The organism is uncultured Rikenella sp., assembly GCF_947628055.1.
In the GTDB taxonomy this organism is placed as follows: Bacteria; Bacteroidota; Bacteroidia; order Bacteroidales; family Rikenellaceae; genus Rikenella.
Window position 1 is genome coordinate 1 of record NZ_CANQYJ010000111.1, and the last position, 8,085, is coordinate 8,085.

The 8,085-nt window shown below is 53.9% G+C and carries 6 protein-coding genes and 1 pseudogene; 2 read left to right on the top strand and 5 right to left on the bottom strand.

The features are described from left to right. Window positions 1-617: pseudogene (locus Q0Z93_RS08875) on the top strand (hypothetical protein); the annotation flags it as partial. Between the two features lie 57 nt (window positions 618-674). Beyond that, window positions 675-1,268: a peroxiredoxin gene (locus tag Q0Z93_RS08880; RefSeq protein ID WP_298064674.1), complete on the top strand. Its 594-nt coding sequence runs from the start codon at window positions 675-677 to the stop codon at window positions 1,266-1,268. 1,263 nt (window positions 1,269-2,531) lie between these two features. Here the strand turns inward: Q0Z93_RS08880 and Q0Z93_RS08885 are convergent. The 5 genes from Q0Z93_RS08885 to lepB form a co-directional block, all read right to left on the bottom strand. Then, entirely contained in the window at window positions 2,532-4,286 is a 1,755-nt protein-coding gene (locus Q0Z93_RS08885; RefSeq protein ID WP_298064678.1) for an acyl-CoA dehydrogenase family protein, read from the bottom strand. Between the two features lie 27 nt (window positions 4,287-4,313). Next, window positions 4,314-4,982, bottom strand: coding sequence for a DUF5041 domain-containing protein (locus Q0Z93_RS08890; RefSeq protein ID WP_298064680.1), 669 nt, complete (start codon window positions 4,980-4,982; stop codon window positions 4,314-4,316). Between the two features lie 6 nt (window positions 4,983-4,988). Next, on the bottom strand, window positions 4,989-6,014 hold the full coding sequence (locus Q0Z93_RS08895; RefSeq protein ID WP_298064681.1) for an electron transfer flavoprotein subunit alpha/FixB family protein: 1,026 nt from the start codon (window positions 6,012-6,014) through the stop codon (window positions 4,989-4,991). A gap of 38 nt (window positions 6,015-6,052) precedes the next feature. Further along, a complete protein-coding gene (locus Q0Z93_RS08900; RefSeq protein WP_298064683.1) occupies window positions 6,053-6,937 on the bottom strand; it encodes an electron transfer flavoprotein subunit beta/FixA family protein in 885 nt (294 codons plus the stop codon). 51 nt (window positions 6,938-6,988) lie between these two features. Further along, window positions 6,989-8,085: signal peptidase I (gene lepB / locus Q0Z93_RS08905; RefSeq protein ID WP_298064684.1), on the bottom strand; the 1,097-nt coding region annotated here is incomplete at its 5' end.

The following is an 8,085-nucleotide window of genomic DNA, read 5'->3' on the forward strand; positions in this document are numbered from 1 at the left end:
GGGTGCGCGGATATTGGGGGAATCTGGTAGGAGACCATTATATAGAGGCCGGGGCGGCTTTGGGATCGTTCTTTACATCCGATTACACCCCGCAGCAGGCGGTCGTCACGGGGCAGATCAAGTACTTCACTCCGTTGTTGCGTGTGCGGACCAGTTATATCCGGCAATTCGGGGTCATATCGGCGACTATGGGTTTCAACCGGCTGGAGGGGGAACGCGAAGCGTTAAAGTATCAGAAACTGCAGGGAATGGGTATTCGCGGTTTGTCGAACAATTATTGGATAGAAGGATACAACCGACTGATCATGAGTTCCGAAACCGTATTGTTCACTCCGCTGTTTCTGTACCATTTCCGATTCGCGTTTTTTCTGTTCGGCGATGTCGGATGGTTAGGATATAATAACAACATTTTCCGCAACCGTTTTACGGGAGCGGTCGGAGCCGGGGTGCGCATCAAGAACGAGCGGCTGATATTCAACAGCATACAAATCAGGCTCGGCTATGCTTTCAATCGTCCGCCGGAAGTAGGATACAACTACTTCTCCATTTCGAATGAACCGGATTTCCAGGAGGTCAATTTTGCTCCCGGCCAGCCTCAGACGATACCTTACCGTTAAAATCATGGCACAATTTATGCTCGTCGGAAGGGTATTACCAATCTAAATTTACGAGCTATGTCAGTACTGGTGGGGCGGAAAGCTCCGATTTTCAACGCCGCGGCGGTCGTGAACGGCGGCGAGATCGTTCAAGAATTTTCACTGGAACAGTATCTCGGTGAAAAATATGTCCTTTTCTTTTTTTATCCGGCTGACTTTTCAGCGGTATGCCCTATCGAATTGCTCGCTTTTCAGGAATTAGCGGAGGAGTTCGACAAGAGAAACGTAGCTGTCGTCGGTTGTTCGGGCGACTCGCATTTCGTCCATCAGAAATTTCTCTCGACACCTGTGAATCAGGGTGGCATAGAGGGGGTGAAATATCCTTTAGTGGCCGATCCGTCGAAGACCATCATGCAGAATTACGATGTACTGGCGGGCGATTATCTGTATAACGAGGAGGGAGAGGTGACTTTCCAGGGAGCGGCTATGGCTTACCGGGCCAGTTTTCTGATTGACAAGGAGGGGATCGTGCGGCATGAGCTGGTCAATGACTTGCCTCTAAGCCGAAGTACGGAGGAGACGTTGCGGATGATCGACGCTTTGCAGCATTTCGAAGAATACGGCGAGGCGTGTCCGATCAATTGGCGTAAGGGCGACAAGGGTATCAAATAGTCGGGCTGTTATTGCATAGCTTGTTTGGCGGCAGGACATTTCTTTTCTTTCAAGAGAGGGAACAGCCAGCCTGCACTACGTTTCGAGCGCCGCAAGTTCGGTTCGGGGTCGGGTACCTTTTTCGACGTACAAGCGGCTCTCGGCGCAACATTTTGCAAGCCTAAATAGATCACTCTTTGTTTATTTATTCAGTTCGGGGTCTGCGAGGGTCTTGGGTAATTACAGTCTGATTGGAGTGCCGAGCATGATTATCCCATAGCTACTCCATTAGCGGCGAAACTGTGCTCTGCAAAACCGTTTCCCCGATCTCCCGATTCAGGTCGGAGCTGCCCCATGCGACAGCCTAGTGCCGCTCGGCACTCGAGCCGGGCTGGAACTACCGAAATATCCACCACAAGCTCCGGCTCGAAGAGGCGGTCGGCCCGCAGCCCCAGGCATGCGGAGGGCCGAAATATCGCTTCGCTCAATCGCCCCTCCGCGGGCTGCGACCCGAAACTGGGCTTTATTCCACACACCTCTCGAAAGTACTTTTCGGCTGCGATCTCCCTATGTCAGGCCGGAGCCACCCCGGGCGGAGGCCTGGTGCCGCTCGGCACTCGAACCGCAGCCGTTGGCTGTTTCATTGGCCGCCTCTACCCCAAAGCCCCGCTGGCTCCGGCCTTTCTTGGGCCAAAATCCACAATCTTTTTTCTCCGCTGGCTACGACCCTTTGCATATCAAATATGGTCTTTGCCCGCGCGCTGGAGGAAATCTTGTTCAAAAGCGCAAGCTGCTTTTGAACGATTTCCTACTCCTGCCGTCGCGCGCGGGGCCGATCAACACGCGAACCGAACCGCCTTTCCCGCGCGCCAGCGAAATCTTATTTCAACAAACTGTCGTTTGTCGAAATGATTTCGCTTTGTAAGGTGCGGTGCCGGTGCCGCTCGGCACGCGATCCGCACCCTTCGGGTGTTTTATTGGTCTGCCGGCAGCAAGATAAACTACCCTAAAGTACGGAACCGTCCTCGGGCCAGGCAGGCCCCGCTTAAGTTAAGTCATCTCAAACACCAATAAAAGCCCCAATGGGCCCCCGCGGTGAGTGGGTGAAACTGCGTTTCGCTGGGCAAGGACGGTCTTCTAAATCCTAAGAAATAAAATCTCCCCTCTCGAAAATTTCAATTGACACAAGCCATGGAACAAGATATAGGAAATAAATTCGGGGCAAGGAAATTCGATAATTTCCTTACCCCGAAATGCGAAGAGAAAGCTGATCCTACAACCAAGCTACGCCTCCACCTTTTCATCCAGCACCATTTTGAAATAGCCCAAGCTGTCCGGATCGAACGCTTTGATATAATTCAAATGTGCACTGCACTTCGCCTGCCCCTCCTTGATGAACGCGATCGCCGAAATGCGGTACTCCTCTCCAGCCGTCGGATGGCTGGCCTGTTGCAGCAAGAGATGCCCCATAATGATATAGCCCCCCATTTCGACCAGCCGCCGTGCATGGAAATCGAGCCAATCCGCATCGCTTCCCTCCTTCGCCGAAACCTCATGCACCGTTTTGAGCGCCTCCTCATACTGTTCGCGCATCGTCACTAACGTCCGATATTGCCCGTCGAGTTCCGACACCGGTTTGATCGCCTCATACCCCTGCATCTGCCCGAGCAATACCCCCGTCGTAACCCCCCGGATCGCCGCCACCACCTGCAATTGCGACGTCCCTTCATAGATCGTCGTAATTCTGGCATCGCGGTAGATCCGCTCGATAGCATAGTCTTTCATGAATCCCGACCCGCCGTGAATCTGCAACGCATCGTATGCCACGCTATTGCAGTATTCCGACGAGAAGAGCTTCAGCAACGGCGTATAGGCATCCGCCAGTTTCTGGTATTTTTTCATCTCGTCGCGCTCCTCTTTTTCGAGCTTGCGTTCCTTTTCGAGGTGGAAATAGTTTTTGTAGACATCCACAAACCTTGCCGTTTCGTACAGCAACGCCCTGCTCGCCTGCAAACGGGCTTTCATGTTGGTCAGCAGCTCGTAAACCGCCGGGAAGTGAATAATCGGTTTACCGAACTGCTCCCGCTCGTTGGCGTACTTCAGCGCCTCGCGATACGCCGCCTCCATGATCCCCACCGACTGCGCTCCGATCCCCAGCCGGGCCGAGTTCATCAGCGCCATCACATATTTGATCAGCCCCATCTTCCGATCACCCACCAATTTGGCCGGCGCGTTGGTAAACACCAATTCGCATGTCGGCGACCCGATGATCCCCAATTTGTGCTCGATGCGCCGCACCTTGACCGCCATGTGATTCTTGTCGTACACAAACAACGACAGCCCCCGCGCATCGGTCGTCCCCTCTTCCGACCTCGCCAGCACCAGCGAAATATCCCCGTCACCATTGGTAATGAACCGCTTCACTCCGTTCAAGAGCCATTCGCCCGGTTTGTCCGGGTTGGGCGTCGCCTTGAGCATCACGGCCTGCAAATCGGAACCGGCATCCGGTTCGGTGAGGTCCATCGCCGCCGTCGCCCCTTTATTGATTCTGGGCAAGTATTCGGCGTTGATCTCCTCGCTGGCAAACTCGTGCAAGGTCTCGGCGCAGTCCTGCAACCCCCAGATATTCCCGAACCCTGCATCGGCCCGGCATACCAGTTCGCAACTCATCACATACGGCACCAGCGGAAAATTCAGCCCCCCGAATCGCCGCGGAAGCGAAATCCCGTAGACCCCCGCCTGCGTCAGCATATCCTGGTTTTCCTGCGTTCCCCGCGCATAGATCACCCGATCGTTTTCGACCCGCGGGCCTTCCTTGTCCACCGAGTCGGCATTCACGGCAATCGTATTGGCCGCCACATCCCCCACCACTTCCAGCACCTTCCGGTAGCTGTCGATCGCGTCTTCAAAGTCCACCGGCGCGTAATCATAGGTCGCCTTATCCCGGAACCCTTGTTCCTTGAGTTCCACGATTTTTTTCATCAGGGGATGATCCAGATGAAACTGTATGTCTTTATTGTCTAAGAAAAAATTAGCCATTTCCGTCTTTTTATTAAATTTTTTAGGTTAGTCCGTTTCGGTCAGCCGAATACCGATGATGTAATAATGCGGAATATATTTCAGAATCTCCGTCGACAAATTGGTATCGATTTCGTTGTCTCCGCAAAAACGGTGTCCGTTTATTTTTTGGTCAAACCAGAACGAGCCGTAAAGCATTAAAGGAATGTCAATTCCGGACTTGAATTCATCCAGTTTAAACGGTCGTGAAGTATACATACACATGTGCGAATCCCGTTCGAGTGGCCGGAGTTTTAGCGGTATTGACCCTCCATGACTTTTTCCAAAGCTGAAGCTCGCCAAAACGGTGGAGTCGTTTTTGGGAATGATATACAAACCCATTTTCGAGACTTGTTTATACAGGCCGCTCTCCGAATCGATCGGTGTAAAATTCGATCGGTATTCTTCCGGCATATCTTTCAGGAATTTACGCGTCGGCCCCATGCCGAAACGTGTTTTTTCTTTGATTCCCGCACTATCCGCTTCCTTCACGAAAACCTCGATTTCATAGGTTTTATCATTTAAACTGCTCAGATCGAAATTGAAAAGTTCATATCCCGCAACTTGAAGTGCTTCGATCGCATTTGCCGCATCCGGCTCTACAGGCTTAATACCTTGCGCCGAAATGCTTCCCAATGTGAGGTATGTCGCACAGATAGTAAGTAATATCCGCTTCATAATAAGCTACTTGCTATTCTGTTTGTAGTATTTGATCATCTTCGGAATCACCGCATTGACATCCCCGACGATCGCATAGTCGGCGATCTTGTTGATCGGCGCCTCCGGATCGGTGTTGATCGAGATGACCATCGAACTGCCGTCCATCCCCGCCGTATGCTGGATTTGTCCGGAAATTCCGCAAGCGATATAGAGTTTCGGCCGCACCGTCACCCCCGTCTGCCCGATCTGCCGTTCATGTTCGGCGAATCCGGCATCCACCGCCGCACGCGACGCCCCTACCTCAGCCCCCAGCACCTCCGCCAGCTGGTAGAGCAAACCGAATCCCTCCTTCGATCCCATCCCGTAGCCCCCCGCAACGATAATGGGCGAGCCTTTGATGTCGATCTTCCGTTCTTCCATTTCGCGCGCCACGATTCTGACCGCAAAGTCCCCGTCGCTCAAATATTTCTTGTAATCGACAGGTTTGACTTCAGCAGGTTTGACCTCGTTCGCCGGAACCGGCTCCATCTTCATCACCCCCTCGCGCACCGTAGCCATCTGCGGCCGATGATCCGGATTGATAATCGTGGCAATGATGTTCCCCCCGAACGCCGGACGAATCTGGTAGAGCAAATCTTTGTATTCCGTCCCCGTCTTCGCATCTTTATGGTCGCCGATTTCCAACGACGTACAGTCCGCCGTCAAACCGCTGTGCAAAGCCGACGACACCCGCGGCGCCAGATCCCGCCCCGTACAGGTCGCCCCGAACAAAGCGATCTGCGGCTGTTCTTCCCGGAACACTCCGCAAACGATCGCCGCATGGGGCAGTGTCCGGAACGGTGCCAGCTCTGCGCCGTCCGCCACATGCACCACTTCCGCCCCGTATAACGCCAGCTGTTTTTCGATTCCACCGAGATTGTGTCCGATCGCCAGCGCTTCGACCCGGCATCCCAATGTCCCGGCCAGCGCCCGCGCCTTGGTCAAAAGTTCCAGCGAAACGTCCGCCACTTTGCCGTCTTCAATCTCGCAATATACGAATATGTTGTTCATGGTAATTTCGTTTAATGTGCAAGTTTAAGTAAAAAAGACTAACCGATTGTGTGCGAAGCGATAAGCTCTTTAATCAATCCTTCGACATCCCCGTCGCTCCCCGTCAGATGCTTCGCCTCTTTGGCCTGAAAGACGATATTTTCGATCTTCTTGACCTTGGTCGGCGAACCGCTCAGCCCCAGCGATGCTTCGTCGGCATCCACATCCCCCGAGCCCCACTCCGGAATGCAAAGGTAGCACCGCTCTTTGTGCAACGCCATATAGTAGTCTTCCTGCTGTTCCTGCACTTCGCTCACCGTCCGGGCATGTTTGTATTTCATCACCATTTTCGCATTCCGCGGCCGGCAGGCCGGTGCGCTCGCATTGACCGTAATCACCCCCGGCAAGCGCATCGCCACGGTTTCCACTCCATGTTCCAACCGCCGCCGAATCGTTATCTCGCCCGCCTGCACGTCGATCCCGTCGATAGATTCCGCATAGGTCACCTGCGGCAAGCCCAATTTTTCCGCCACCTGCGGCCCCACCTGCGCCGTGTCCCCGTCGATCGCCTGCCGTCCGGCAATGATCAAGTCCGGATTCAGCTTCTTAACGGCGCAAGCCAACGTATAGCTGGTTGCCAGCGTATCCGCCCCGGCAAATTTCCGGTCGGTGAGCAACACGCCGCCGTCCGCCCCGCGGAACATCGCTTCGCGAATCACCTCTGCTGCCCGGAACGGCCCCATGGTCAGAATAGTCACCGTCGTTTCCGGCAGCCGGTCTTTGATGCGCAGCGCCTGTTCCAAGGCGTTCAGGTCTTCCGGATTGAAGATGGCCGGCAGCGCCGCCCGATTGACCGTACCGTCGGCTTTCATAGCGTCCTTGCCCACATTCCGCGTATCGGGAACCTGTTTGGCGAGTACGACTATTTTCAATGCTTTGTTCATAATACGATAATGTTTGGGTAATTCTGGTTTATGGTTGTGGTAAAGTATCTGTTAATGTATTCCGCGGAACATCCTGTCCCACCGAATGCCGGTGAATATATTCTTACCCGGTGTAATCGAGAGCCAAACGAATGATGCTTTCCCCTCGATATGATCTTCCGGCACAAAGCCCCAGAACCGGGAGTCCGCCGAGTTGTGCCGATTGTCCCCCATCATGAAGTAATAGTTCATCTTGAACGTATAATCCTTTGACGGAGAACCGTTTATATAAATCGTACTGTCCGCATAATCCACCGACAGCGAGTTCCCTTCGTAGTTGCGGATGATCCGTTCGTAGAGCGGCAGATTTTCCACCGTCAGCGGCACCGTCACCCCCGCCTGCGGCACCCACAGCGGCCCGAACAAATCTTCCGTCCACGGATACCGTTCCGGATCGTGCGGAAATATCGACTCGTCAGGCACCCTGCTAACATACCGCACCACCTCCGTCACCTCCGGCAGTCCTTTTATCTGTTCTGCGCCTTCCGCCGTCAGCGGCATCGTATAGAATCCCGCTTCCGAATTATACCCCACCTCTTCGGCATTGATTCCCAGCCGTTCAAAAACTTTAGGGCCGATCGGCGCAGTGACACTTATCATATATACATACTGCACCCCCGGAATAGTCCGCTGTGCATTCCCGTTAACGAACACGTTCCCGTCGATCACCTGGAGGGTATCTCCCGCCACCGCCACGCAACGCTTGATGTAGTTCTCCCGCTTGTCCACCGGCCGGTACAAGACTTTCAGCTCGTCGTACACCCGCTCCCGCCCCAGCGAACGCACTAATTCGTAGTAGCTTGTAGTCGACACGTCGGTCGTGATCGTCCTGCCGTATTCGTCCGGCACGGTAATCGTCCCCAGCGCCACCGTATCCCCTTCCGGAAAGTTGAACACCACGACATCGTCATTACGCACCGTCCCTTTCCCCGCCAACCGCTTGTAAGGCCATTGAATCCAGTCTACATAAGAAGGCGTGGATTTGCAGAAAGGCAGCGTGTTCTGTACGAACGGGAAGGAGATCGGGGTATTGGGCATCTTCGGCCCGTAATGCACCTTGTCGACAAAAATGTAGTCCCCCACCAATAAAGTCTGTTCCATCGACGACG